Origin of the sequence: Methanomethylovorans hollandica DSM 15978 (assembly GCF_000328665.1) — an archaeon.
Lineage (GTDB): Archaea > Halobacteriota > Methanosarcinia > Methanosarcinales > Methanosarcinaceae > Methanomethylovorans > Methanomethylovorans hollandica.
Genome location: NC_019977.1, coordinates 2,044,226 through 2,069,971 on the forward strand (window position 1 = coordinate 2,044,226; position 25,746 = coordinate 2,069,971).

The 25,746-nt window shown below is 41.2% G+C and carries 24 protein-coding genes; 8 read left to right on the forward strand and 16 right to left on the reverse strand.

The window, feature by feature from the left end:
- Positions 1-100: 100 nt before the first annotated feature.
- Positions 101-2,158 (reverse strand): cation:proton antiporter domain-containing protein, encoded by a 2,058-nt coding sequence (locus tag METHO_RS09845; RefSeq protein ID WP_015325386.1) that lies wholly within the window; start codon positions 2,156-2,158, stop codon positions 101-103.
- A gap of 485 nt (positions 2,159-2,643) precedes the next feature.
- On the opposite strand from METHO_RS09845, the gene METHO_RS09850 reads away from it, so the two are divergent.
- Both METHO_RS09850 and METHO_RS14310 read left to right on the forward strand, forming a co-directional pair.
- Entirely contained in the window at positions 2,644-3,435 is a 792-nt protein-coding gene (locus METHO_RS09850) for a hypothetical protein (protein ID WP_015325387.1), read from the forward strand.
- Positions 3,436-3,438: 3 nt separating this feature from the next.
- Positions 3,439-3,561, forward strand: a complete 123-nt coding sequence (locus METHO_RS14310; protein ID WP_281162782.1) for a hypothetical protein — start codon at positions 3,439-3,441, stop codon at positions 3,559-3,561.
- A gap of 321 nt (positions 3,562-3,882) precedes the next feature.
- Here METHO_RS14310 and METHO_RS09855 read toward each other — a convergent pair whose 3' ends face one another.
- The 6 genes from METHO_RS09855 to mdh all read right to left on the reverse strand — a co-directional run bounded on the left by METHO_RS09855 (position 3,883) and on the right by mdh (position 9,572).
- Positions 3,883-5,175 carry a methanogenesis marker 16 metalloprotein gene (locus tag METHO_RS09855; protein WP_015325388.1) on the reverse strand — a complete coding sequence of 431 codons (1,293 nt, stop codon included), beginning with the start codon at positions 5,173-5,175 and terminating at the stop codon, positions 3,883-3,885.
- 155 nt (positions 5,176-5,330) lie between these two features.
- On the reverse strand, positions 5,331-6,464 hold the full coding sequence (locus METHO_RS09860; RefSeq protein WP_015325389.1) for a hypothetical protein: 1,134 nt from the start codon (positions 6,462-6,464) through the stop codon (positions 5,331-5,333).
- Between the two features lie 76 nt (positions 6,465-6,540).
- Entirely contained in the window at positions 6,541-7,500 is a 960-nt protein-coding gene (locus METHO_RS09865) for a tyrosine--tRNA ligase (RefSeq protein WP_015325390.1), read from the reverse strand.
- 54 nt (positions 7,501-7,554) lie between these two features.
- Complete coding sequence (locus METHO_RS09870; protein ID WP_015325391.1) at positions 7,555-8,286, reverse strand: tRNA(His) guanylyltransferase Thg1 family protein; 732 nt, start codon at positions 8,284-8,286, stop codon at positions 7,555-7,557.
- A gap of 7 nt (positions 8,287-8,293) precedes the next feature.
- Positions 8,294-8,566: a PRC-barrel domain-containing protein gene (locus METHO_RS09875; protein ID WP_015325392.1), complete on the reverse strand. Its 273-nt coding sequence runs from the start codon at positions 8,564-8,566 to the stop codon at positions 8,294-8,296.
- 55 nt (positions 8,567-8,621) lie between these two features.
- Entirely contained in the window at positions 8,622-9,572 is a 951-nt protein-coding gene (gene mdh / locus METHO_RS09880) for a malate dehydrogenase (RefSeq protein WP_015325393.1), read from the reverse strand.
- Between the two features lie 163 nt (positions 9,573-9,735).
- Between mdh and METHO_RS09885 the strand changes: the two genes are divergently transcribed.
- From METHO_RS09885 to METHO_RS09905, 5 genes are all read left to right on the forward strand, one after another.
- Complete coding sequence (locus tag METHO_RS09885; protein WP_015325394.1) at positions 9,736-10,506, forward strand: ribonuclease H-like domain-containing protein; 771 nt, start codon at positions 9,736-9,738, stop codon at positions 10,504-10,506.
- A gap of 312 nt (positions 10,507-10,818) precedes the next feature.
- Positions 10,819-12,252, forward strand: a complete 1,434-nt coding sequence (locus tag METHO_RS09890) for a TrkH family potassium uptake protein (protein ID WP_015325395.1) — start codon at positions 10,819-10,821, stop codon at positions 12,250-12,252.
- Positions 12,253-12,422: 170 nt separating this feature from the next.
- Positions 12,423-14,261 carry an excinuclease ABC subunit UvrC gene (gene uvrC, locus METHO_RS09895; protein WP_245546282.1) on the forward strand — a complete coding sequence of 613 codons (1,839 nt, stop codon included), beginning with the start codon at positions 12,423-12,425 and terminating at the stop codon, positions 14,259-14,261.
- Positions 14,262-14,383: 122 nt separating this feature from the next.
- Complete coding sequence (locus METHO_RS09900) at positions 14,384-15,115, forward strand: glucose-6-phosphate isomerase family protein (RefSeq protein ID WP_015325397.1); 732 nt, start codon at positions 14,384-14,386, stop codon at positions 15,113-15,115.
- 74 nt (positions 15,116-15,189) lie between these two features.
- Entirely contained in the window at positions 15,190-15,945 is a 756-nt protein-coding gene (locus tag METHO_RS09905; protein WP_015325398.1) for a DUF128 domain-containing protein, read from the forward strand.
- A gap of 4 nt (positions 15,946-15,949) precedes the next feature.
- On the opposite strand, the gene METHO_RS09910 is transcribed toward METHO_RS09905, so the two are convergent.
- The gene (locus METHO_RS09910) at positions 15,950-17,350 is read right to left on the reverse strand and encodes a single-stranded-DNA-specific exonuclease RecJ (protein ID WP_015325399.1); all 1,401 of its coding nucleotides are present in this window, start codon (positions 17,348-17,350) and stop codon (positions 15,950-15,952) included.
- Positions 17,351-17,359: 9 nt separating this feature from the next.
- A complete protein-coding gene (locus METHO_RS09915) occupies positions 17,360-17,857 on the reverse strand; it encodes a hypothetical protein (RefSeq protein ID WP_015325400.1) in 498 nt (165 codons plus the stop codon).
- A 77-nt stretch (positions 17,858-17,934) separates the two neighbouring features.
- Here METHO_RS09915 and METHO_RS09920 point away from each other — a divergent pair, with 77 nt between their 5' ends.
- A complete protein-coding gene (locus METHO_RS09920; RefSeq protein ID WP_015325401.1) occupies positions 17,935-18,129 on the forward strand; it encodes a DUF7472 family protein in 195 nt (64 codons plus the stop codon).
- A gap of 197 nt (positions 18,130-18,326) precedes the next feature.
- On the opposite strand, the gene METHO_RS09925 is transcribed toward METHO_RS09920, so the two are convergent.
- From METHO_RS09925 to METHO_RS09955, 7 genes are all read right to left on the reverse strand, one after another.
- Entirely contained in the window at positions 18,327-18,725 is a 399-nt protein-coding gene (locus METHO_RS09925; RefSeq protein ID WP_015325402.1) for a DUF1699 family protein, read from the reverse strand.
- A gap of 609 nt (positions 18,726-19,334) precedes the next feature.
- Positions 19,335-19,736 (reverse strand): DUF1699 family protein, encoded by a 402-nt coding sequence (locus tag METHO_RS09930; protein WP_015325403.1) that lies wholly within the window; start codon positions 19,734-19,736, stop codon positions 19,335-19,337.
- Positions 19,737-19,943: 207 nt separating this feature from the next.
- Positions 19,944-20,345 carry a transcriptional regulator gene (locus METHO_RS09935; RefSeq protein ID WP_245546283.1) on the reverse strand — a complete coding sequence of 134 codons (402 nt, stop codon included), beginning with the start codon at positions 20,343-20,345 and terminating at the stop codon, positions 19,944-19,946.
- A gap of 31 nt (positions 20,346-20,376) precedes the next feature.
- A complete protein-coding gene (locus METHO_RS09940; RefSeq protein WP_015325405.1) occupies positions 20,377-22,017 on the reverse strand; it encodes a tRNA uridine(34) 5-carboxymethylaminomethyl modification radical SAM/GNAT enzyme Elp3 in 1,641 nt (546 codons plus the stop codon).
- A 15-nt stretch (positions 22,018-22,032) separates the two neighbouring features.
- On the reverse strand, positions 22,033-23,073 hold the full coding sequence (locus METHO_RS09945) for an AAA family ATPase (protein ID WP_015325406.1): 1,041 nt from the start codon (positions 23,071-23,073) through the stop codon (positions 22,033-22,035).
- A 2-nt stretch (positions 23,074-23,075) separates the two neighbouring features.
- The gene (locus tag METHO_RS09950; RefSeq protein ID WP_015325407.1) at positions 23,076-24,788 is read right to left on the reverse strand and encodes a preprotein translocase subunit SecD; all 1,713 of its coding nucleotides are present in this window, start codon (positions 24,786-24,788) and stop codon (positions 23,076-23,078) included.
- Positions 24,785-25,696, reverse strand: coding sequence for a protein translocase subunit SecF (locus tag METHO_RS09955; protein WP_015325408.1), 912 nt, complete (start codon positions 25,694-25,696; stop codon positions 24,785-24,787). Before METHO_RS09955 ends, METHO_RS09950 begins: the two co-directional genes overlap by 4 nt.
- Between the last annotated feature and the right edge of the window lie 50 nt (positions 25,697-25,746).

Consider the following 25,746-nt stretch of genomic DNA (forward strand, 5'->3'; position numbering starts at 1 on the left):
AAGAAAAAAGAAAGAAAAAATAGTACAGATTTGTGTACTAATATCCGACCATCTTTTCAATTTCGATACGTATATAGATTATTTTGCAGTAAGACAAATCTTATGCACCTTCATAAGAACAAACTCCGGAGGAAACAGTATCAGCATCTCCTCCCAGGAAATTTCTCAGCTGACATAGCCTTTCAGGTTTTCCGAGTACAATTAGCAGATCACCTGATAGGAGTTGCGTATCACCCACAGGGTTCTCAATGATTTGTTCACCTCTGCGAATGGCCAGTACTGTTGCACCATGAATGTTCCTTAGATCCGCATCTTTGAGGGTACTTCCGTGAATGAGACTGCCTTCCTTGATCTTAAAAGATGTTACATCCAGTCCCGGGAGATCATCTTTCAGGCTGAAGGTGTCCTTTTTAGTTCCAACGGAATGCTTTCTCAACATAGAGTAACCGTTTGCACGTATCTCCCTTGTGAATGAATAAATATCCTCTTCCGGTACAAGATATTTTTTAAGAAGACGACTGAATATTTCCACCGATGTTTCATACTCTTCGGGAATTACCTCATCGGCACCCAGCTGACTGAGGGTTTTGATCTCGCTCATATATCGTGTCCTTGCGATAATATAGATATCCGGATTCATCCTTCTTGCAACATCGGTTATTGCCCTCGTACCGATGAAATCAGATATGCCTACTACAAGTACTCTGGCGGACTTTATGTTAGCAGAATCAAGAACAACTTCATGAGTTGCATCCCCATAGTAGATCCTTTCTCCCTTTTTTCGTTCATTGCGCACGGTTTCAGGGTTTGTTTCTATGATGACATAAGGTATGCCTGCAGTCTTTGCAGCATTAGAAACTGTTTTTCCATTGAATCCATAACCTACGATAATAAGATGATCATCCAATTCCACATTTTCGTCTACAGGCATTGCATTAGTTGAGTATATACCCATGCTCTTTGCATACAGACCGTTGACCAATATAGGATTTTTAGTCTTGTTAGTTAGTTTGTGCGAGAAACTGTGTGAGAAAGTCATCACAAAGGGAGTAGCTGCCATAGTTACTATGGAAACAGCAAGGAAAGCCTGATAAAGACTTTCATCGAGCAGCCCGTAAGACTTTCCAAAGCTTGAGAGGACAAATGAGAACTCACCCACCTGGGCCAGCGTCATCCCGGTTATGATCGTGGTTCTCAGAGGATAGCCCAAAAGGAAGGTAACAAGCCCCGATGCCATAGATTTTACAAGTATTACCCCTGCAGCCAATGCCAGGAGGGTGAATATATTCTCCAGGAAAAAACCGACATCCATCAACATTCCTATGGATATAAAAAAGAAGCTTATAAAAACATCCTTAAAAGGCATCATGTTACCGACAGCCTGGTGACTGTACTCAGATTCAGATATGATCAGACCCGCCAGGAACGCTCCTAGAGCCAGTGATAATCCTGCTTTGGAAGTCAGCCACGCTGTACCGAACACCGTGAATATGATGGTCAAAAGGAAAAGTTCTCTGTTCTTGGTCTTAGCGATCCTGAAGAGCAGTGCAGGCATTATCCATCTAGCAGTGACAATCACAAACAGCATGATACCAAGCCCTTTCAGAAGAAAGGTGACAGGACTGTCTCCTGAAGTGGAGGGCACGCCTGCCAGTATGGGCGTGAGGAGTATCATGGGAACAATAACAATATCCTGGAATATGAGTATGCCAAGGGAGATCTTGCCGTAAGTGGTGTATGTCTCTCCTTTTTCCTGAAACAGTTTCAGTACTATAGCAGTACTGCTGAGAGATACCAGAAATCCAAGGAAAAGAGCAGTGCTGGGACTGTGGCCCATATAAAGTGAAATATAGTAGACAAGTGCTGTAGTGATACCCACCTGCAAACCACCGCCCACCAGCACGAATCTTTTGATGTCCCAGAGCTCTTTGATGGACATCTCAACCCCTATTGTGAACAATAACAGAATTATCCCTATCTCTGAAAGTACCTCTACCTGCTCCACTTCACGGATGATACCAAGGACATGAGGGCCTGCTACAATTCCCGTAACAAGAAAACCAAGAACTGGCGACAATTTAGCTTTATGAAAAACCAGCAAAATAAATATCGACAAACCAAAAATTATTTCAATATCAGTAAACAGTGTCAGATCCATATAGTAGCCAATCAGTCCTGATTGAGCCTAAACTATAAAGATGTGTTGACCTGCATAAAATCATATAACCAAAGTTTGGCAGTTTCATTTTTTGGCCTTATAGAATTTGACAGTGAACTGGTTTCAAAACTTATTCTCCACTCATTTCATCAAAATTCGGTTAAATGAAATAAAAACAGATTATGTTTAATAATTTATCGTTGTAGTTAAAAATGAAAATAGTAGAGGTTTTGAATTCGATGCATCACAATAATTAAATATCATTAAATAAATACCCATATATGGGTGAGTTGTTCTTAATGCTTACATTGAAAAATGTGGCAAACAAGAGTAGCTTGTAACTCGTTTTCTCAGTTTTTTGGTTATACAATAGTAGGCTAAATAATTTTTTACTGGGAAGTAAGTTTACGACAGAAATGTGTACTTGTGAAAGTACGTAGCTCTGATCGAAGTATGTAAATAAATGGGAATAAATGGGGGTATATATGATGACTAATGAGATGAAATCATTTAAAGGATACCTTTCTGGAAAAAGATTACGGTTAAGTGTTGTTGCGATCATCCTGGGAATACTGGTGCTCGCACCATTGGCTGCGGCAGCAAAAAATCCGAATCCTGGTGTTTTGCCGGTTGATTCACACGCCTATGGGATGACTTATGGAGAATGGAGTGCAGAATGGTGGAAGTGGGCTTTTTCCATGCCTGCAGGCCAAAATAATCCTATCCAAGATACAAATGGAGATTTCGCTGCTGAAGGACAATCTGGAAAAGTATGGTTCCTTGCTGGTACCACGTTTGACTTGTCAGGACAAACTGTAGAGCGCTCTTGTGAGATTCCCGCTGGCAAAGCTCTCTTTTTCCCAGTAATTAATAGTGCCTTTTCGGAATTAGAGCTCGGTTTAGATAGTAGCGTAGATAATGAAGAGACGTTGCGTGCTGCCGTCACTGAAGCAATGTATTACGTAACAGATATAGAGGCAAGCGTCGACGGTAAAGAAATAGAAGATCTGGAGAATTATAGAGTCCAATCCGATCTTTTTGACGTAGTGATAGATCCAGAGACCATTTTTTTTGAAGTGCCAGACGATTGTGTAGATTATGAGACTGTTGCAGTATCTGATGGTTACTGGATAATGTTAGCACCTCTTTCTGTCGGTGAGCACACAATTCATATTTACGGCAGAATGGATGGTGTGGATTCGGAGGATAAGCCTTGGGTTTTTGTTACAGACGTGATCTATCACCTTACTGTTGTGCCCGGAGGTTCAACTAAGTAAGTGATGGCAAACATCGAGAGTATGGAAATTATCTCAACAAAAGGGGGAGAAAAAATGTTGTATATGGAGATAATTACATGGGACCCAAAGGATGATATGGAAACTGCTAAGCGCTATGCTGAATAAGTTCATGGAGATTGCTGCAAAATTTGGGGAAATGTGACTACCTTCGTATATTCTTGACAATATACTCAGAAGTAACACTTTCCTTCACTTTTTTTATTTATAACATGGGTTCGCCATGACAAAAAACAATTAGGGAGTGGATGATATGAATCAAGATGTTAAGGTCCGAATGAATTGGCTGAAGGGGATGTATATTTATACCATCATTGGAGATATCATCGCAATTCCTTGTGCTTACATTTTTGCGAAAGAACAGTAGGTTCGTTTTTATTACTTTTTTCATTTTTTCTTTTTTTAGATAGGTTTTCCACAGAGCCGGTATTACTTTATCCTCTGAGCCATCTGTCCCATGACAAAAGAACCTTCCATCAACTTGTTCTTTAGTTCTTCAGCCATCTTCTGTGCTCTTTTGCGGTCAGATTGGCGTAGTACAATAGGTACTTCCCTGTAGCTGTCTGCATCATAACAATTCAACTTTGTCTTGATATTTCCAAGCTTTGCAATGAATACGCCTGCAGGACATAGAGTGGAGCAAAGACCACAATTAAAACAAAGATACCTGTCAAGCACAAGCTTGCCTTTATTCCTATGTATGGCATCCATGGGACAGTTTTCTTTGGCTTCACATGTTGTACATTGAATGCATGCAGATGGATCAAAACGAACATCAAGGTCCACATTCTGCCAGACATCCCCATAGCACGCCTGACCTATGGGCTTTCTGCGAGCAACATCCATTACAGGAAGAGGTATATCTTCATCTGTGGCCTTGATAGCATCCAGCACAGACTGACTTGTCACTGGTATGGGAATAGCCCAGGAAACAATGCATTCTGGTCCGGAACTGGTGGTAAAACCACCCATTAGCTGAGGGTCCATGCCATGCATATCCGCAAATCCTGTGAGGTTTGGTTTTGCTGCACTACTACGAGTACCATCGCCTATGACAAAACCCTCACTACCATTCATAAGGAAACGCGTACCAATGCCAATGGTTTCCAGCAGAGGGTCATTCTTAACAGGATTTATCTCTCCGCAGCCGGATACAGTAGCTCCTGAAAGTTCGGGACTGAAACCCATTGCATGAAAGATGGTGTGAACTGCCTCAGAAGAACAATTAACAAATGCAGAGTAGTTCTTGAAGCAGTGTCTGGTCCCGAACAGGCGGGCAAAAGGTACATGGTCCAGAGTAATGCCTGAGGTGAAAGTATCATGCTCATCAGTGATCACAGAAACCTCGATCTCTTTTTGCTGCACCATATCCCGGAAAAGATGACCAGCACCGTAGTCTGGCCTGAGGCCGGAATGAGAGGTCCCAAAGACCATAAGATCAAGTATGCCCAGCCTCTCATTAGGACAGGGGCCTGCAAAAGCAGGTACACCATTCAGGAATATCTTTTTCGCCCGTGTGAACTGCCGCGGAGCTTCAATGGGAAATGACATAACTGCATAAGTACCGCTCATTATTGCCCTTGTGGCTGTGGTAACCACATCCACATCTTCCATTCTTATATCCTTACCCTCTCTGACAAGCTGACAGATCTCGTGGGCGGTCATGACCACAGCTTCTTTCCTGCTGATCTTGGAACATATCTCTTCCACAGTACGTTGCATGGCCTTATTCCCCTTTATGATTCCAATATCCGATCTGATTCGGAATTAAGCACCCAGTATGTTGTTATTTAATGGTGAAACTATCAAACACAGAAACAAAATCCAGGATCCGGGTGTCTGTAAGGATCATTGGATGAAGAACATTAGCCCTCTTTTTATTCCACATTAAGTATGCTTGCCAGTTCAAGTCCTTCACTGCCAAGTTCCGCCAGCTTGTTAAAGAGCTCTTCTTTTGTTACGTACTTTTCTGTCCTTGTGCCATCAGTACGTTCAATCTTTATGGTTATCTCGTTCTTAACGAATCCTCTGTCAATGCATTCGCGAACAACATCACCATACCTTTCCATAATGATCTTGAAACAATCAAAGACTTCATTGTTATGGACTGCATCCCTGCCATCAAGCATGACTTTTTGAAGTTTCTGAGACATAATAGACATTTCTAAAAACTTTATAACATCAGTGCCTAGTGGTCCTATCCGGTCCATATCAATAGATTGGGATAGAGTTTTATCTGTAGTTATATCGCTGCTCCCTTGAAGGATCTGAATATCCTCGGAGTTAAAAATTATTTTGAACTGCTGGTCCTGCTTTTTGTTCTCAAAGGCCAGGTCAAGATGGGAAATACCATCAAAATCGATATTCGTGATCATGAACTCACTTACATAGACCATCTTTACTTTGTTTTCCTTATGTATTATCCCACTTTTTGCCCAGACAGGGAGCTGGATATTCCCATGAACTTCACGCATAAATAATGGCCCATTGCGATATAGAAGATCACTTTCGTATTCCACACCTGATATAAAAGCTTTGAGCTCTCCCCGCATAATGCCATTGTCAAGACGAACCGAATACTTCCGAGTAGCACCGTATATACCGTCCTCAAAAAGAGAATTGAGCATGGGAAGCATTTTTTGTTCCAGTTCGCTGATATGCACCTCATGTTCCCGCTTTTTTTGCTCGAGCTCTTTTTTGAGATTATGAAGACCAATACTGGCACTTTCATCACATGCATCGATGATGGCATTATGACAATCGAGGATCTCCACACTTTCTGCATTAAGAGAAATAGAGCTTACATATGTTTTTACATCTGTTGCAAATTTTTCCAGATCGACTATCCTGCTTTCCAGAGAGGAAATAGCCTTCAATTCAATTTCATTTGCATCGATAGCATCATTTTCCAAGGAGAGGACTTTCCCTGCTATTTCAATAAGATCATTTATATCCTGAATAAAATCACGCTGTACGGGCAGGTCTGTGGAATCCTGATAGGTATACCTCATTTGATCCTCCGCCTGAATAAATATTCAGACTATTTCTTGTATGTAACCACTTAAATATGTTGCGACTTTAAAAAGTTCAATTACCTTTCAGAACCTTTCTGACAGGCTCAAGTATCATGCTCATGTACTTTGCAGCACCTTTCTTGAGATCCATAGGATGCAGTTGTCCATCAGAAAAAACCTTAGTAAGCTCTTCGTAGCTTCTGCATACGAGGTTTCCACCGTATTTCTCCGGCCTTTCAAATATAATTTCCTGATATCTGGGACAGATGTGATACCTGAACAATTCCAGCATAGGATTCTCATTCACCTGACCGGCCGGACAAAAAGCTTTTCTCATCTTCTGATCAATTTCTTCTTCTGAATCATCCACAGAAATGAAATTCTCACTTGAAGAGGACATCTTTTTTCCGTCCAGACCCAGAAGTATGGGAGTATGTATGCAAAGAGGTGATCTGAAACCCAAAGCTGGCAGACCTTCCCTGGCAAGCATATGTATCTTGCGCTGGTCTATACCACCCACAGCTACATCCACACCAAGAAGAGCGATATCTATTGCCTGCATCATTGGATAGACCATCTGGGAAACCTTGGGATCTTCCATCTTTCTGCCAACCTCGTCCATACTTCTTCTTGCCCTGTTAAGAGATGCAGTAGTTGTAAGCTTGAGTACATTGAGCATGTAATCGGATGTTAGCTGGAAATCAGAACCATACACGAATTTAGTCTTGTCCGGATCAAGCCCAAGTGCAATGAAACAATCCCTGTTATAATCAGCAGTTTTACGTACCTCTTCGAGAGTGCCTTTCTGATTAAGGTATGCATGTACATCGGCAAGCAGGACTATTATCTGAAAACCGGCATTTTGCAGATCAAGGAGTTTATTGACAGTAAGCACATGGCCTAAATGGATCTTGCCACTTGGCTCATAACCCACATACGCAACAGGTTTATCCTTCTTTTTTAGAAGTTCTTCCAGTTCTACCTCTGTAACAATTTCCTGTACGTTCCTCTTTATAAGCTCCAGTTTGTCCATGTGTTCACCATTCGTAAATAATGGTTCATATAAAACCCCTTTCTGTTTATATGGTTAACTGTCGTCAATCAACGAATTAATGAGCGATCTGCCTTCTGGAGAAGTAAAGAGAGGTACATCCCAGTTCTGAACAACTCTTGAACGGATGCTGCTTGTATTTACCTGCATCAAAGGATCATATCCTTCAATAGAGTATTGCTCTTTATGGACAAGTATTCCTTTCCTCTGCCATGCAGGCACTTTAGAGATGTTGATACCATGCCTGAAAAGTAATTCATGGACATCTGATGACCTTTTCTTTTTAAGGGCAGCAGCTGCTTCCTTCTCACTGGACCCTTTTGAGACAAGAGTGTAAAAAGCATATGAGTTGATACAATTCCTCCATGCTTCCTTCTGCCTCCATTCCAAATATTCAACTATCTGCTCTCTGCACACAGGAACAATTCGGGAATCAAAGGCAAGTGGCTCCTGTACATTTAGACCTAAAGTAAGTGCACTACTTAAAAAACTGGGAACAATCGAATTCAGTTTTTCCACCCTCCCGTCAAATGGCGTGTCCTTGAACAGGAGGTTGATCTCATCAGAGAAAGTATATCCAAAAACAGGTGACAGACCACTTTTCTTTAATAGTGCCTCTACGATGTTACCCATAGAAACTGCAAACCTGCTATCAAAGGGCTTTTTTAAACCCATACGTAACAGTGAGGCTTTGAATGTTCTGCCATCTACACGAATAATAAAAGGAGGTGCACAGCGCAGATCACTGTAGATCTCTCGCTTCTTCATGTGCTTTTTACTCTTCTTCTTGTTCTTTTTCTTTCTTATTCTTAAACTTGCTAACGATACTTCTAATTATAACAATGTCCCCTGTGGTCACTACCCATCTGTAGGGAATAATGGCACCTCTTGTAGGTACATCAAATATATCCCTGTTGATGTCAGTTATGGCTATCCCTTTAACATTCCTTTCTTCCACGTTCAATACAAGGTCAGCCACTTTTCCAATGTATGTGCCAGCATCTGTGTAGACATTAAGCCCGAAAAGTGATGTTAGATCCGTACGCATGCTATCTCTCCTTTATTTAAGAGTACTTATATATGAATATTCGTATGTAAAAGCGCTATACTAGAAATGCTTTTTCATATAACCCCATATCTAGCTTTCCTATACCGTGCCGAACGGACTTTTCCGATTTTGAAAGCGCTACTATCTGTTCTTCTGAGAGTTGTATTTCAATGACCTTTTCAATGCCATTCTTTCCCAGCTTTGCAGGTACTCCCAGACATAGGTCACTGAACCCATACTCCCCTTCGAGATATACAGATACAGGCACCACTCTTCCTGAGTCGTTTATGATCGCGTCCACCATGGATACGATTGCCGCCGAGGGAGCGTAGAAAGCACTTCCTTCTTTTAGAAGGCTGACTATCTCAGCTCCCGCGTCTATGGTCCTTGCGACAAGCCTGTCAATAGTGTCCTTTGGCAGGAATTCGGATATGGGTATACCTGAAACTGTCGTATACTGTGGGAGAGGGACCATGCTATCTCCATGCCCGCCCAGGACCATAGCATCTACATCCTTTACAGAACAGCCTACCTCCATGGCTACAAAAGAGGCAAACCTGCTTGAATCCAATAGTCCGCTCATACCAAATACCCTCTTTTTCCCAAATCCTGTACATTTGTATACAGCATAAGTGATAATGTCAAGTGGATTGGTAACCGTGATAACTATGCTCTTTGGTGCATACTCCCTGATATTGCCGCATACTTCTCTTGTGATCTTGGCATTGATGTTCAGCAGATCGTCTCTTGTCATACCAGGCTTGCGTGCTATACCTGCAGTTATGATCACGATATCGGAACCCTCTATGTCTGCATAGTCATTGGTTCCCTTTATGTTCACATCATATCCCATCAAAGGCGCAGCCTGCATAAGATCAAGTGCTTTCCCCTGAGGAAGTCCAGGTACCACGTCCAGCATAACAATATCACCTAATTTGCTCTCTGCCAGCCTCTGCACAGTGGATGCACCCACATTGCCTGCACCTATTACTGAAAGTTTTTTCATGTCCATTCCTCTTATAAGGTGTTTTTTGACATTAATACACTAATATAAAAGCTATTCATATAATATAGTGGTTGTGATTCATCGTTAAGTATATCCTCATTATATACGCATAACGTCACGGTTATTAATCAATAGCCTATACTAAAGAACAGAGGCCGGTTGAATGCTAGAAAGCACTTATATCCACATGCCGACTATAGGCGCCACGATCGAGAAACGCATATGGAGCAGTGGTGTGAGAACATGGGAAGAATTCCTCTGTGAAAGGGACAGTGTGTACATTCCTGACAAGAAGAAAAGTCTCATTTGTGCAGGCATAGTTGATTCTCTGGACCGGCTTAAGGCAAAAGATCATGAATTCTTTGCCTGTTCCCTGCCTTCTTCAGAACATTGGAGGGCTTACAAGCATTTTTTGGATGATGTGGCATGTGTGGATATCGAAACCACGGGTCTTGCCCCCTGCCGCGACAATATTACCGTAGTGGGCATCTATAATGGAAAAGAAGCGAAAACATACGTCAAAGGTATTGACCTTGAAGATATCGTTGACGAATTGCCAAAATACAAAACACTTATTACTTTTAACGGTGCCCGCTTCGATCTGCCTTTTATCAAAAGAGAATTCCCTGAGATCGAATTTGACCAGTTGCACATCGATCTGATGTACCCTCTGCGCCGTATCGGTTTTTCGGGCGGATTGAAAAAGATAGAACAAATTCTTGGCATCTCCAGAAGTGAGGGAACTACAGGACTTTCCGGTTTTGACGCAGTGCGCCTCTGGCGGGAGTACGAACGCGGAAACAACAGATCCCTTGACCTTTTGCTCGAATACAACCGTGAGGATATAGTTAACCTTAAAACTATAATCGATATGGTATATGACCGGTTAGTGGAGAACAAGTTTGGGCAAGCTGGGACCTCTTGTGAAAAGTAAGTCCTGTGGACTTTAATCAGAAACTCATAGGACCCATTTCCAAAACTGAGCTTTTGGCCTAATTCAACAGATCTGCATAGTGATATGATTTTAACTTAAATATCCGAACCTATAGTCCAGGTGCTGATAATTTATAATATAATTACAATGTTATAAGAAGTGCATACGCTAAAAAATGAGGAATCAGAGAATAAAGCTGAGGAAATATTATATTGTACTGTAGAGATTCTAAACGCCAGATGTGGAAGGAAATATATCTATGATGATATATGGAAGTTTCAAAGGGGCTTGTGAAGTAAAAAGGGAGATTCAATGAATTCAGCCGTTGTGCTTAGTGTACTGGGAACTCTCCTGCGCTTTCAGGGAATTATAATGATAATTCCCCTGTTAGTAGCAGTATATTACAATGAATCCACAATGCCTTTCATTGTTGGCATTGTCCTGACCGAGATAGCAGGGACATTTCTCTGGTTACGCTATAAGTCTGATGCTGAATGGAAACACAGAGAAGCTTTTGCTACCGTAGCTTTCGGATGGTTGACAGTTACGATCTTTGGCACCATACCTTTTATTATAAGTGGCATATCCCCTATTAATGCTTTATTTGAATCCATGGCTGGATTCACAGCTACTGGCGCAACTATCCTTGATAATATCGAAAGTCATTCGAAAAGCATTCTATTCTGGCGCAGCATGATCCAATGGATAGGAGGCATGGGTATAATTGTGCTGTTCATTGCCATCCTTCCTAAATTAAACATTGGAAGTAGACACCTATTCCGTGCAGAAGTTCCCGGATTGAAAGAAGAAAAGATAAAGCCCAGGATAAGAGAAACAGCGAAGATCCTCTGGATGGTCTATTTATTGATATCATCTTTGCAGATCGCAATGTTATACTTGGCTGGCATGTCAATATACGATGCTATCGTTCATACGTTCACTACTATAGGCAGCGCAGGTTTCTCTCCTTATGGAGAAAGTATTGTCGCTTTTAACAGTCCTTTGATAGAGGCGATAATCACACTATTCATGTTCATAGCAGGAGTTAATTTTGTACTCTTGTACAGAACATTCTACATAGACCACACAAGTATTTTCAGGGATGAAGAATTCAAGTTCTACACTGCTATAATTTTAACAGCCACCGCTGTGCTTATCCTTACATTAAGATATGGCATAGCTGCTGATCCATTCACATGCTTACGCTATGCTTTATTCCAGGTCGTATCTATTATCACCACCACTGGTTTTGCGAGTGTGGATTTCAATCTGTGGCCTGATTCTTCCAGGATCGTCCTGGTGTTTATGATGTTCATAGGAGGATGTGCCGGATCCACCTCTGGTGGCCCAACAGTTGTAAGAGTGCTCTTACTTTTGAAATATGCAAACGGTGAATTATTCAAGTTTATTCATCCCAGAGCAGTAAAACCGATCAAATTCAATGGAAAAGTTGTCCCAGCTGAAATAATACACCAGGTAATATCATTTATGGTCATCTATTTCCTTATATTCGTTACCAGTACTTTCCTTATTTCCTTAATGAATGTTGATATAGTCACTGCTTTTACAGCATCTATTGCGACTCTGGGCAACGTTGGTCCTGGCTTGAATCTTGTTGGACCGATGTCAAGCTACAACTGTATGCCATCCATAGCTAAACTGATAATGATAATGAATATGTGGATAGGAAGACTTGAAGTATTCACAGTTATGGTATTGTTCACACCAGAATTCTGGAAAAAATAAAAGACTCACACTAATAGGTCATTGATTAATGTCATCCACAGCTTTACATATAATTTGGAGTTGCGATCAGCATGGATCTCACAAGAGTGAATTCATGCAGCTTCAGGCAGAAGATCATTTTACGGATCACAACGAGCATATATATATTTCCAGTTTACGCATAATTATATTTGGAGAATTGTTCCATGGCCATTGATCTATCTTCACTTCCGGATTTTTCGGGAGTGTACCTCATGAAGGATGATTCGGGAGAAGTGATATACGTGGGTAAGGCGCTTTCCCTGAGAAAAAGGGTACGCCAGTACTTCCAGTCCTCAAAGAACCTCACGCCAAAGACTAAAACTCTTGTTAGACACATAGAAGATCTGGAGTATATAATCACAGATACGGAAGTAGATGCTCTTGTTCTTGAAGCTAACCTTATCAAAAAATATAGGCCACGATACAATGTACGCTTGAAGGATGATAAGAGATACCCTTATGTCAAGGTCACAGTGAATTCCAGATATCCCAGGATCTTCCTTACACGCCGCAGACTCATGGACGGTGCTCTGTATTTCGGACCATATACCAATGCAGGTGCTGTCAGAAAAACATTGGATATCATTTCTCAGGTGTTCAGAATACGCAGGTGTAGGCAACCTCTTAATCAAAAGAAGGAAAGACCCTGTCTGGACTACCATATTAAAAGGTGCTTTGCACCCTGTGCTGGCAAGATAAGTGAAAAGGAATACATGGAAAATGTCCAGGAAGCTATAAAATTCCTCAAAGGAGAGACCTCTGAACTAGTGAAAGAGCTGGAAGAAAGGATGTATGACCTTGCATCAAAGCAGGAGTATGAAGCTGCTGCCCAGCTCAGAGATCAGCTGGAAGCTATAAAGGTGCTCTCACAACAACAGATAGCCACCTCCGGAACAGATGATAGGGACGTTATAGCAGCTGTTCAGAGCGGTGACACTGCTTCCATTCAGATATTCTATGTAAGACATGGCAATATGGTAGGAAGAGCTGACCTTGCTATGAGCTCTGCTGAAGGCACCACACTTCCTGAAACCATCTCACAATTCATAAAACAGTATTATCTGGATTCACCCATCCCTACGGAAATATTGGTACAGTACGACATACCTGACCATGACCTTATCACCTCATGGCTCAAACAGAGATCCGGAAGAGAAGTTCACATAAATGTACCACAGAGAGGGGATAAGAAGAAGATGCTTGAAATGGCTTTAAAGAATGCAGAAATGACCATGCGGATGAACCGGTTGAAGGTTACTGCAGCAAGCGAGTCACTGGGATCGCTCAAAGAACTGCAATCAGTACTTTCACTGCCCTCAGTGCCTCTATACATAGAAGGATTTGATATATCAAATATCTCAGGGACAGATGCAGTAGGCTCAATGGTAGTATTCGAGAATGGAAAGCCATCGAATAGCAAATACAGGCAACATAATATCAGAACTGTAAAGGGTATTGATGATTTCGCAATGATGGAAGAAGTAGTGGGAAGGCGCTATTCTCGCCTTAAAGACGAAAAAATGCCTTTCCCTGATCTTATCCTTATAGACGGAGGACCAGGACAGTTATCTGCAGCAAAAGCTTCACTTGATGAGTTGGGGATCGATATCCCTGTGATTGGCCTTGCCAAAAGGTTCGAGCACATAATCACTACTGAAAAAGGTCCTGGTGAAGTGATAATTCTGCCCCATAGCTCCCAGGCTTTGAAACTCCTTATGCATGTAAGAGATGAGGCACACAGATTTGCAGTGTCCTCTCACAGACGCAGAAGATCAGCAAGGCTTACGCATTCCATACTTGACGGTATAAACGGCATAGGAGAAGCAAAGAAAAGAGCGCTTATCAGTCATTTTAGTTCTGTGGAAAAGATTGGGCAGGCCACAATGGAAGAACTATGCAAGATTGAGGGTATAAACAAAAAACTGGCGCAGCGTATACTGGAAAAATTCCAGGAACATGGACCCTGGAATCAGAATGATAAAATGTGAAACCTATAAGGCTATATATATACAAATCAATAATAATAGTGTATTTACATAGAATGTAATATTGAACAGTAGACATTGATTATGTATTAAAATATATATTAAAGATACTGAGGGATGTAAAAATGGGGAAAGAACTTAATTTTTTTGGACATATTAAAACACCAGACATCAGGATGCTGCATGATATGGATGAGGTTCTTTATGATACTGAGTGGGCCAGGACCGCAGAGAACACAGAACTTTATTATATGTACAGGGATCTCTACAGAAACGAAGTAGAACATGAATCTATTAAGGCCCAGCAACTTAGATACGATATCACTGCCATTCCACCCCAAATGCTTGGAAGGGAATATGTTAAAACAGCAGGCCATTATCACCCTAATGTGCCTGGGGCTTCAGTATCCTATCCAGAGCTCTATCAAGTCCTTGAAGGTGAAGGTAATTACCTGTTGCAGAGAATGGAAAAAGAATCTATTGAGGACGTAGTGCTCGTCGAAGCAAAAGCTGGAGATATAATAATGGTTCCACCAGGATATGGCCATATTACCATAAATTCTTCAGATGAAGTCCTTAAGATGGCAAACTGGGTGTCCAGAGAGTTCGCGTCCATGTACGAACCCATCAAGGAGCATTCAGGAGCCGCATATTATCTTCTTGAGAAAGGATATATACCCAACCCGAAGTATACTAAAACACCACCTATCCGCTACCTTAAACCTGCTGATGCTTCAATGCTGGGGCTTGCAAAGGGAGAGGATATGTACAATCTTGTCAGTGACCTCAGCAAACTGGATTTCCTTAAAAATCCTCATTTATACAGTGCAATGTTCTCAAAGGTGCTTGAAAAATGAATGTGAAACTTCTCATATCTGCATCGATAGTGTATAATAGAATAAAGACAAATAGATTCTCTTGAGGTCTGTCGGTGCAGAAAAACTACTGTATCCAGTTCACATCAGCAAAGATAGAAGATCTGATGTTCAGAACAACTTTTGATCCGGTAACACGGGAAGGTAAAGTAATAGTCAATCTGTCCATTACCAATAAGAAAGATCTGGAAGATGTGATGGGGATATTTGAAATGGCCATCAATAGTGGCCTTTCAGTAAGTCCTTATATAAGAGTACTTCATGAAGGAGATAACATTGAGGGAATCACTGTGGGGCCAGATCAAGTTGGTTTTCTAACAGTGTGCAGCATTACCATAGATGGAGTCCTGCTCAAGAAAGGAGTGCTTGTAAATCCACGATTTGGCGGATTGGTGGAGATCAAGAATGGAATACCACTTAGGTTCACTAATGTGCTCACATACCATAGTACTACGATCGATCCTCTGGAAGTGCTCATGTCCCAGGAGGTCACATCGGTAACTGAAATGCTAAAAACAGGTTCCGGGAAAATACTGGCGAACCTCAGAGAAGCCCCCTTGGCTGCAAGGGATGATATCGACCGCATCCTTTCAGATATGATGGATGCCGGTATCACAGGTATCCTGGAAGTGGGAGAGCCAAATACACGCATTCTGGATGTGCCGGTAGAAAGGGATCATCTGGGAATTGTTGTGATTGGAGGCACTAATCCCATGGCCATTGTCCAGGAACACGGTATAGGTATAAAATTAAATGCAATGTCAAATGTTGTTGATATAAAGGAACTGCGACATATCAATGATTACACCTGACAAGTCATTTTTTCAATATCTGAGTACCGATAATTGAATCGAGCTTGCGGATGAACTCATCCTTAGTACTTTGAGGAATGGTTGCTCCGGCTGCTATGTCATGTCCGCCTCCAGCTCCTCCCACCTCTGCAGATACAAAGGCTAATGCTTCTGAGAGATTTAGCCCTTTTCTTACAAGGTCCTGAGTACCTCGAGCAGAGACTTTGACACCTTCTTCCGCATCTGCAAATGCGATAATAGGATAATTCCTGTCAGCAACAACTGATGTACTCATACCGGCAACAATTCCTATTATTGTTTCCTTTATATTTGAGCCAGCATCGAAATACTGTAAGTTACTGAGTTTTGTGATTCCATTTGTCTTTACGAATTTAAGTCCATTCACAAGGTTAGATCGATGTTCAGTAAGCAATCTGCTCGCTTTCTGATAGGCTTCCTCCCTGTCTCCCATACATACTTCCATCCCGATTTCAGCATTGTCATATCTTCCAGTTGCGTTCAACAATGTCGAATACTCAGTGGCATCCCGCATTTCAGTGCCTTCCCGTTCATTCAACAATATATAAACTTCCCCAATAAGCCTCTCCAGTTTGCAGGATTCCTGTCCCGAGGAAAGACCGTGTTGTAAAAGAGCAGAGACTATTCTTTGCTTTTCTCCCTGTTCCAGATCTATCCACCTTCTCCATCGGTCATCATCTCCAAAACGAAGCCCTATACGATGAAGGAAATCTATACAGGCATCTTCATCTCCTGTTAGACCTGGAAGATATGGATCCGAAGCATATTGCAAGAGTTTAAAAATGGGTCTTGTTTGCTTACCAAAAAGCATGACATCTTTTTCAAAGGATAATACCTTTTTAGAAACACCTTCCTCAAGGATCTCCCTATTGAGATTGATAAGATGGCCATTACGTCTGTTCTGCATATCACCGATGGCACCAACTATTGCGAGATCTGCAAGGTCATGATTATCTCCAAGTTCACTGGCCAGCAAATATGTTGTTCCTGAGCCACTTATGTCTGTAGAGCCATTGGCTCCAAAAAGATGAGGATTAAGATGGTTCTTTACAAGATTTTCCGGGTCGCCGCGCGGGCGATGATGATCAGAGATCACAACGTGCAACCCGGATGTTATGATAGATTCAAGCATTCCGCTTCCCAGGTCAGTGAATATGACAAGCTCAGGATTCTGATCCTTGAGCCTTGATATAGCGTTTTCATCAAGTTGCTTTACAAAATTAACAGAATTGTCAATGCCTGCACGATCAAGTGCTTTGCAAATAATGGCAGCGGATGTGATCCCATCTGCATCTATATGTGATACAACTTTTACTTCACTTATCTTCTGTATAGTTTCTGCACATTTTTTTGCACAATCCCTCATTTGCTGTAGACTACCTGACATTTCAACCACTTATCCGAGTACTCTTCCTGCTTTCCATTTTGCAGGATCTATAAGATACCTGTTTCCCTCTCTCTCTATCATGGAATACTCCTTTAAATCTGATATAGATAACTTAGTTTCTCCCTCGGTATTAAAAAGAGTATCCAGTTCTGTCCAAGGCACTATATATGCTTCACGGGCATAACCTACCCCCATCCTGAGTTCCACTGCCAGAAAACCTGCGCGCCCCGAAAGCCTGAGAAAATCAGAGATGCGTGATATCTGATGAGTGCCTTTTTTATCTACAGTAAAGTGCTGAGAAAAATACAGAGCTTTTGCTCCTTTATCCACAGAAATACTTTTGCATTCTATTCCCATATAAAAGTCAGGGTCAAGTGAATCCACAAGTACATCCAGAAACTGGGGAGTAAAACGGTGCTGTTTTACTCTGTGTGCTATACCTTTTATTCCATTCTCAGTGAAAAAGGAATTAAAAGATTGCACAAGCACTCTCTCAAATTCTGTCATATATCACCTATTAATTGGCATGTTTACTGACGATCCGGTGCGTTAAATTGATGTACATCATCCTCTAATTGAAGCACATGAATAAAAAGACCCTTGAAGTACTATTGTCCATCTTTTCAGTGCTAGTCCTGATCGCCCTTATTATTGTCACCCATTCTACATTTTCTTCTAATCCGGACCCATTGATGGAAAGTTATGGATTCATAGCCTCCTTGGTTATTTTTATACTTCTTATTTCCGGAATAGGTATTAAGCTGATGGATGTGGAGTGAAAGTATTCAGGCATTTTGACATTGATCTAAGTCTTCTTTGTAACTCAGCTACCAAAAATAATGTGAATTTTAATCTCTAGCCGCAGTACTGTGCTGGGTGAGTAATATACTGCGTGATACTTTACTGTGTGCGGGAGTGAGAAAGACAGATAAAAAAATGATACCGATCGTTTAGACCGGTCTGATATACATTGGAATTAATTGCTTTTGATAAGGAATGAAATGAAATCCGGACTGAGCCTGGTTTCCCTTACCATCTTGTCAGCTATATCGTCTTCCTGCATTCCATCCATACGATACTGCTTTATGCGATCATAAACATTCTGTGAGACCTCAGAATACTCGTTGATGTCCTTACGGTGCCCCCACACGTCTCCCTCGAGCAGTTCGATACCCTGCATTTTGAGATACATTTTTGCAGAGTTGGAAATAGTTCTCTTGTAAGAACTTGGAATGTGGAGTGCCTTAACCTGTGGACACTTCATGATAAGTGAGAAGATGTCCGTGTTGGATGGCCTGAATGCAAGATGCACTATCTCTTCATTTGGGCTCAATGTGTTGATTTCTTCTTTGGAACTGACAACTCTTATTTTCATATCTTATACCTCTGTGGATCGTAAAATATTGTTTTTTTACAAGTAAAATACTTTATAATCCTATTTTCTGTGTATCTACAACTTTCTATTTAAAGTTTATTAAACTAATTTTATACGGATCATATAATATGTAAAATTTATTAAGTTAATTTTACATTAATAGCCTTTGATATAAAGTAATCAATTAAGTTAAAAAATTTGAATATAAATCTAGCGCCGACATATTATAGAAAGATAAATAGTAATACACATATAAAATATTTCTTACTCATTTAATCTGTATTAATTATATGATATTTATTAAAGATAATTAGATATTATGATTCATATTCTTTGCATATATTAAATTTTAAGACAGATGAGATCGTCGTCAACTGTAATACACATATACAGAAAAACTTGATCTTTATATGGATATAGCATGCACCTAATTATATAATAAAAAAAGTTTGTCAACTACAGTAAAAATATGTTAATTTAGAGGTAACAAGACAAACATTGGAAAAATAATAAATATTGATAAATAGAATAGTATACACTTTTCAACAATACTGAGATCAATAACTTGATAAAGATGTCCAATGATAAATAGAGGGAGGAAAACTCCCGTCATTTAGTTCTGTTGATGAGGAAAGAAAGGATATCAAGACTTAAACCGGTCTCTGTTTTCATTTGTGTTAGTATATCCTCATCAGACATTCCCTTTTGTCTATATTCCCCGATACTGTCATAAACATGTTGTGAGATCTCAGAGTACTCTTCTATTGCTTCTCTGTGCCCCCACAAATCACCTTCAAGAATTTTTACACCCTGCATTTCTAGGAACATGAGGGATGACTTGGAAAGTGTTTTGTTATATGAGGTAGGCATATGGATAGCTTTGAGTTTAGGGCATTTTGCTATCATTGAAAAGATATCTGTATTTGAGGGCCTGAAAGCCAGATGTATCATTTCCTCACTCTGGTGCAGGGTTTCTATCTCTTCTTTTGAACTTACTACTCTTATTTTCAATTTGACCTCCAGCTTTGTATAAAGCTAGTTACTGTTATAAAATTTTTAACTGAAAGCGCGAAATCTATGTATATTATCATATATATAGTTAATGACAACTATGTTCACAAAACAATATACACTGACACAACAAGACAAAAAAGTTAAATTAATTTCAATAGCGAGTAATCAAAGTAATCCCTATTCTGAAAAAAGATTATATGAGATTTAATCAATGTTCTTATTATCGATGATGCAAAAATATACCTTTCTACCTGCACGGTATTTTTTCACATGTCTCATCCTCACAAGCTGATTGAGGTAGCCACTTTCGACAGCCCCCTCCTTAAGTGTAACCTGTGATATGTCTTCAGCAGTAGACTCCCCCAGTTCAAATAATACCGTTGCAGTGGTTCTCAAATGTTCCGGCAGAGAAAGCAATGTCATTACATCCAGACCAGTGGATGGACCCTCATTGTCATCTTCTATTGAAGTTTTTCTGGTCATAGAGACATCCCCCGGAACCAAACGGTCCATTCTCTGATCGATACTGATCAGTGTTTTAAGGATCTGCACCAGTATCTCTTTTTCTGACATGTTCTCTATCTGATCACTACTCATTATTGTCATGATCCATTACAGGCATTGGTAAAAAATGTATCTAAAACCACTTAGACATGTAGACCCCATCCAAAATATAACCCTGCTTACGATAATATTCCCTTACTCCAATACCACTTATAACAGAGATCTTTTTAAAGCCTGCACCCTTTGCCACTTCTTCCGCATGTGCAAGCAATTCTGCTCCATAGCCTCTGTGCTGCCAGGCATATTCTTTTGCATGTTCACCTACAGGAACCATAGATCCGTATACATGCAACTCCCTGACCAGAGCTGAATTCTGAAGCTCGGGTCGGTAAGGATCATGAGGGAACCTCAATCTCAAAAAACCTATCAAAATATCCGATTGTATATCTTCAAAAGATATGAAATGTTCCACACCACCACAACAATCATATTTTTCAACAACCAGCTTAATGTTGTCAGGATGAGGATACTTTCCATTAAGAATATTATGACCTACCTCGCGGCAGCGGATGCACTGACAGGAACCACCATGTTCTTCCAGCATACTTCTAGCAAGTTGTCTGATATTGCTTTTACGAGTACCTGCAAGTATCTGATAAGCAGGAATATCCCGCTGTATCCGTTGTAATCTTACCCATTTAGGCAGGAAGGATTTGATCTTAGCAAGCAGTTCCACAGCATTTTCATCTGTAAGGGCTTCATATTCCCCGTCCTTCCACATTCTCTGAAGTGCTGTCCCCTCTGTGACCAGTGTAGGATATATTTTCAGATAATCCGGCTTGAATCTGGTATCTATAAAAAGTTTTTTGAAATTGCGCACATCCCCTTCAATATCCATTCCCGGAAGATGAGGCATCATGTGAAAACCTACTTTCAGAGCGCTGTCCCTTAGAACCCTATTAGCCTCTGTGGCATCTGCAACAGTATGCCCACGGTTCATCCTGGAAAGGACAAAATCATAGGTGCTCTGCACTCCGATCTCAACTTTGGTGGCACCTAATTTTAACAGTACATCTACATGATCTTCTTTAGCCCAGTCTGGCCTGGTCTCAAATGTCATACCTACATTGCGGACCTTTGCTGTCTCATTGGCCTTCTGCACGTCCTCAAGAGTGAGGTAGGGGAAGGTCTTACCAATAGTAGGGACATGTTCACGCCATTGGGTATCAAAAAAATCGTTCATTGCTTCAAGACATCGTTTTACATACCATTCCTGATAGTCTAAAGTGCGGGCTGAATATGTTCCCCCCATTATGATCAATTCGGCTTTCCCTATATCATGCCCTATCTGTTTTAATTGCTCAAGACGGGCAGCGGTTATCCTGTATGGATCATACTCATATTGGATCGCGCGCATTGCAGAGGGTTCCTGCCCCATATAGCTTTGCGGCGAGTTAAAAGAAGAAGCTGGGCCTCCTGGGCAGGGAACACATGTGCCATGGGGGCAGGGGGCAGGCGATGTCATAGCTGCGATCACAGCTACACCTGAGATAGTACGAACCGGTTTTTTCCGAAGGAAATCCCTTACCAATAGTTGCTCTTCTTCGCTACCGGAAATCATAATGTCCGCATTTGTAGGCAGTGAAGGAAGTTTGTGATGTTTACTTACAAGTTTCTTTGCCTGAACCAATTGATCCGGATCCCGTATCTCGCCATTAAGCACCATTTCCAGAAGCTTGCGGCAAGCCAGTGTGAATTCACTATTTGCATCCATGATCACTATTATATGTTAGTTGCAAAAATCTGTCACAAGAGCTTCAAGCTGAATTCTGTCATTAGCAGCCTGTAGCATTTTAAAGTTGGCATCTGCGATCTTAATGTTCCATCTAGCGATCCTTTGCTCAGGTTCTCCAGACCCTGCAACAATTCTGTGAAGGCGTTCTAGTATCTCATTGCCTGTAAAACCGTAATCAACCAGCATACGGTCTATGAATTTCCTGGCCTCTATTATATTCCCGACAGTTGCAGCCTCATAGAGCAATCTTACATCTCCTACTTCTTCCCTGACAGCAGCCGTATATATGGCTTGGGCCCCTATTGGTTCACCATTTGAGAGAATAACTGCCACCTGTAATGTATTAAGTGAGGTTGCTACGTTACCTCTTGAATGATACAACAATGCCTGTACTCCATTTTCTGTGATCAGAAAGCCTTCGGTTTCCGCTATATGCTTTATGAAATCAGCCAGTTTTTCATCAGATACATGCCTGAAAAAAAGCTGTAGACCTCTGGAACGCAGAGGTGCTATCAATCTTGAGGGCTGAGTGGTAGAAAGAATGAACCTGCAGGTTGTTGTGTATTTTTCCATTATGCGCCTTAATGCATGCTGTGCATTCGTATCAAGAGTTTCGGAACTGTCTATGAATATGATCTTGTAGTCCGAGTCTATTGGCGCCATACTTGCATATTCGTTTATTATTTCCTTGAAAACAGAGATCACACTTTTCTGGATCTTCCGTGGGTCATCTGTGCCCAGTATACGCGTGAACCTCTTGTCCCGGACAAGATAACTTTTACCGTTATCAAAGAAATCGGATGCATTGAAGTAAGTGAAATTTCTCTCAGACCCTTCTCCGTAAATTTCATTTGCAAGGGCGAAGGCAGCGGTGGCTTTTCCGGAATTGGACGGCCCATACAATAACAGGTGCGGAACATTACGAGATAATGCGAGCCTGCGAAGGGTATTCACAGACTCTTCATTACCTACAAGCTCCTCAAGCCTTGAAGGTCTATATTTCACAGTCCAAATATCTTTTATGCTTGCTTGCATAATCAGATCTGACCCTCACTTTTATCTTTCAATACTTCATTTATCATCTTTCCATAAACTGGCCTTGCTATTACCACACCTATGAACACACCTATTATGGTGGTTATGGCAAATCCTTTGAGGGATCCGAAACCCATCAATACCAATGGACCCATGGCAATTACCGTTGTTGCTGCTGCACCCAATATTATAGTAAATGCCTTGGCTATCCTGGAAAGATACACCTTTGTAGGAGGTAATTTTCCTTCATACAATACTTCGTCAGTGATGATAACAAGGTGATCAATACCTGTACCAATGGCAGCAATAATACCTGCAATACTTGGCAGGTCAAGTTGCCATCCTATCGCAGAGGCGACACCTAATATCATTATTACCTCACTTACAGAAGTACCCACCATAGGGATAAGAATTTCCTTTTGGTGATATTTTCTGTACACCACAAAGGCCACTGCGAACAAAGCGATAAGACCTGAGATCACAGATTGTTTCTTGAATTGAGTTCCGAGTGCTGCATCCACGTGTCCTGCGCCTATGACCTCCACATTGACAGGGAGAGCTCCGGCCCTCAGATGAATCTGAAGCTGCTGTGCTTTTGACTTACCCTCATCATCAGAACCTGTAGAAGATTGCCATGAATAGATCGGACCTGTTTCCAATTGCTGAGCAGCAGAGTTACTTAAAGGAGCACTATATACCTCGTTGCCGTCAAGTAACATTATCAGATTATGCTCCATGGGATTACTTGTAGCCCCGGTCTCGATAGCTGCTTTTTGCAGGGCTAGTGCTCCCGCTTCGTTGAGAGTGAAGGGTGTAGACCACATTCCATCCTCCTCATTATAACCAACTATCCCGACACTCTCTATATTTTCCCCATATAGTACATGTTTTGTTTCATTGCCTGTTGTCTGGATGCGTATCTCGAATTTACCGGGTTTCTCTGCAATCTCCCTTGCTGTTGCCAGATCAATGCCTGCAAAGTCTATGAGGATATACTCATCACCTACAGTCTTTACAGGTATGTCCTTAAGTCCAAGAGAGTTCATCTTTTCACTAAGGATGGTTTTGGTAAGATCGCGGGTCTCTGCCCTTACCCTGTCTTGATACCGTGAACTGCCATCGGCATTTTTAACAATGGAACCGCCCACTGCGTTCATGAGGGCTTCTATCTGCTGCTCTGTTACAGCTGTCCTTATCTCATATTCCACTCCATCAGTAGTAACCATTGGAACGATCTCAGCTTTTAATGAATTACCCAGATAGGAATCAATAAGTGTCTCTTTAGAAGTGGTTAGTTTGACTTGTGTAAGCTCATTTTGCTTACTGATGGTGTATTCACCCAATCCAAGGAGATCCATCTGAGAATTTGTAATGGTACCAGGAGTTGTGAACGTGATGGTCTGGGTTTGGGCCTGTCCTTGTACATTCACAGTGGCTGTTGAACCTGTGATCTCGATAGTATTAGTTATCAACGGTTCTATAAGAGCCTTAAGCAGCATATTCATGTCTGCGTCTACCTGCACCAGTGCGCCCTGAAGCTTAACCTGTAACCATGAGCCACCTTCCAGGTCCAGCCCATATTTGAGATTTGTCGTAAATCCATCTTCAGAGTTATATCCGGGATGAATGAAAACTATCGATCCCAGAAGAGCAATTATGAAGATTATCACCCGTAGATCCCTGAATATACTTTTTGGCTCCTCATCTTCTCTCATGCTCTTCTCCTCCTTGCTCCTTTTGTTCCTTCTCTTTTAACATACCAGCGTAGAATTGAAACGTTAGTAAGCCATGTATTTATAATATCAGCCAAGAGCCCGAATATGAGTACAATAGAAATATCCGAAAGCAGATTGATCTGGGAAAAAGAAGGTATGATCAAATAAGAATATGTGGTCACTACATACAGCACTATCAGGGCTGCAAGAGTAGTGGTGGTCATTGTTATACCAGTACCCATAGCATTTGTTATGTTTTCTTCGACTTCTCCTCTTCTCTTAAGCACCCTGGTAGTGAGCAATATGTCGCTGTCTACAGAGTAACCTATAAGCATAAGCAGCGCTGCAACAGTACCAAGAGATAGCTCGATACCGGCTACATTCATAAAAGCTACTGCGATAACAATATCACAGAAAGCAGCTAAAACTATTGCCAATGATGGAATGAAGATCCTGAAGATTATGAACACAACAAGAGACATGCCTATGAATGAGAAAATAACTGCTTTAATTGCCTGTTTTTGCAGATCTGTCCCATAAACCGGACCTATCTGTCTAATCTCCACATTCTGATAAGTATCCGTAACATCCTGGGTAAGACTCAGCTGTTCTTCATTGGATAGTGGACCAAATTGTATGACTGTCCTTGAGCCTGTCTGCCGTACGTCAGTCAGAGGATAAGCCGAATACTTTTCCTTAAGAGCAGCTGCCGGCGTATCAGTTGTCAGAGAGATCATTGTACCACCTTTGAATTCCATGCCCAGTTTCACCGGTGCCCCGGTCGTAGCTAAGGTGAAGGCAATGATTAATATGGCTATAAGGAAGATAGCAACAGGCAAAACCAGCAATTGTCGGTCGTTGTGCTTCCTTACGAACGAATCCAGTTTTTCCGTAAGAGATAGACTCATCTTCTGATGCTCCAAGAGTGTAAGAGTGATGGAAATTGAGATTTATATTT

What these genes read in the sequence shown, in the direction of transcription:
- METHO_RS09845 (WP_015325386.1), bottom strand. Translation starts at nt 2,158, where the DNA reads ATGGATCTGACACTGTTTACTGATATTGAAATAATTTTTGGTTTGTCG.
- METHO_RS09850 (WP_015325387.1), top strand. Translation starts at nt 2,644, where the DNA reads ATGATGACTAATGAGATGAAATCATTTAAAGGATACCTTTCTGGAAAA.
- METHO_RS14310 (WP_281162782.1), top strand. Translation starts at nt 3,439, where the DNA reads ATGGCAAACATCGAGAGTATGGAAATTATCTCAACAAAAGGGGGAGAA.
- METHO_RS09855 (WP_015325388.1), bottom strand. Translation starts at nt 5,175, where the DNA reads ATGCAACGTACTGTGGAAGAGATATGTTCCAAGATCAGCAGGAAAGAA.
- METHO_RS09860 (WP_015325389.1), bottom strand. Translation starts at nt 6,464, where the DNA reads ATGAGGTATACCTATCAGGATTCCACAGACCTGCCCGTACAGCGTGAT.
- METHO_RS09865 (WP_015325390.1), bottom strand. Translation starts at nt 7,500, where the DNA reads ATGGACAAACTGGAGCTTATAAAGAGGAACGTACAGGAAATTGTTACA.
- METHO_RS09870 (WP_015325391.1), bottom strand. Translation starts at nt 8,286, where the DNA reads ATGAAGAAGCGAGAGATCTACAGTGATCTGCGCTGTGCACCTCCTTTT.
- METHO_RS09875 (WP_015325392.1), bottom strand. Translation starts at nt 8,566, where the DNA reads ATGCGTACGGATCTAACATCACTTTTCGGGCTTAATGTCTACACAGAT.
- mdh (WP_015325393.1), bottom strand. Translation starts at nt 9,572, where the DNA reads ATGAAAAAACTTTCAGTAATAGGTGCAGGCAATGTGGGTGCATCCACT.
- METHO_RS09885 (WP_015325394.1), top strand. Translation starts at nt 9,736, where the DNA reads ATGCTAGAAAGCACTTATATCCACATGCCGACTATAGGCGCCACGATC.
- METHO_RS09890 (WP_015325395.1), top strand. Translation starts at nt 10,819, where the DNA reads ATGAATTCAGCCGTTGTGCTTAGTGTACTGGGAACTCTCCTGCGCTTT.
- METHO_RS09900 (WP_015325397.1), top strand. Translation starts at nt 14,384, where the DNA reads ATGGGGAAAGAACTTAATTTTTTTGGACATATTAAAACACCAGACATC.
- METHO_RS09910 (WP_015325399.1), bottom strand. Translation starts at nt 17,350, where the DNA reads ATGTCAGGTAGTCTACAGCAAATGAGGGATTGTGCAAAAAAATGTGCA.
- METHO_RS09915 (WP_015325400.1), bottom strand. Translation starts at nt 17,857, where the DNA reads ATGACAGAATTTGAGAGAGTGCTTGTGCAATCTTTTAATTCCTTTTTC.
- METHO_RS09920 (WP_015325401.1), top strand. Translation starts at nt 17,935, where the DNA reads ATGAATAAAAAGACCCTTGAAGTACTATTGTCCATCTTTTCAGTGCTA.
- METHO_RS09925 (WP_015325402.1), bottom strand. Translation starts at nt 18,725, where the DNA reads ATGAAAATAAGAGTTGTCAGTTCCAAAGAAGAAATCAACACATTGAGC.
- METHO_RS09935 (WP_245546283.1), bottom strand. Translation starts at nt 20,345, where the DNA reads ATGACAATAATGAGTAGTGATCAGATAGAGAACATGTCAGAAAAAGAG.
- METHO_RS09940 (WP_015325405.1), bottom strand. Translation starts at nt 22,017, where the DNA reads ATGGATGCAAATAGTGAATTCACACTGGCTTGCCGCAAGCTTCTGGAA.
- METHO_RS09945 (WP_015325406.1), bottom strand. Translation starts at nt 23,073, where the DNA reads ATGCAAGCAAGCATAAAAGATATTTGGACTGTGAAATATAGACCTTCA.
- METHO_RS09950 (WP_015325407.1), bottom strand. Translation starts at nt 24,788, where the DNA reads ATGAGAGAAGATGAGGAGCCAAAAAGTATATTCAGGGATCTACGGGTG.
- METHO_RS09955 (WP_015325408.1), bottom strand. Translation starts at nt 25,696, where the DNA reads ATGAGTCTATCTCTTACGGAAAAACTGGATTCGTTCGTAAGGAAGCAC.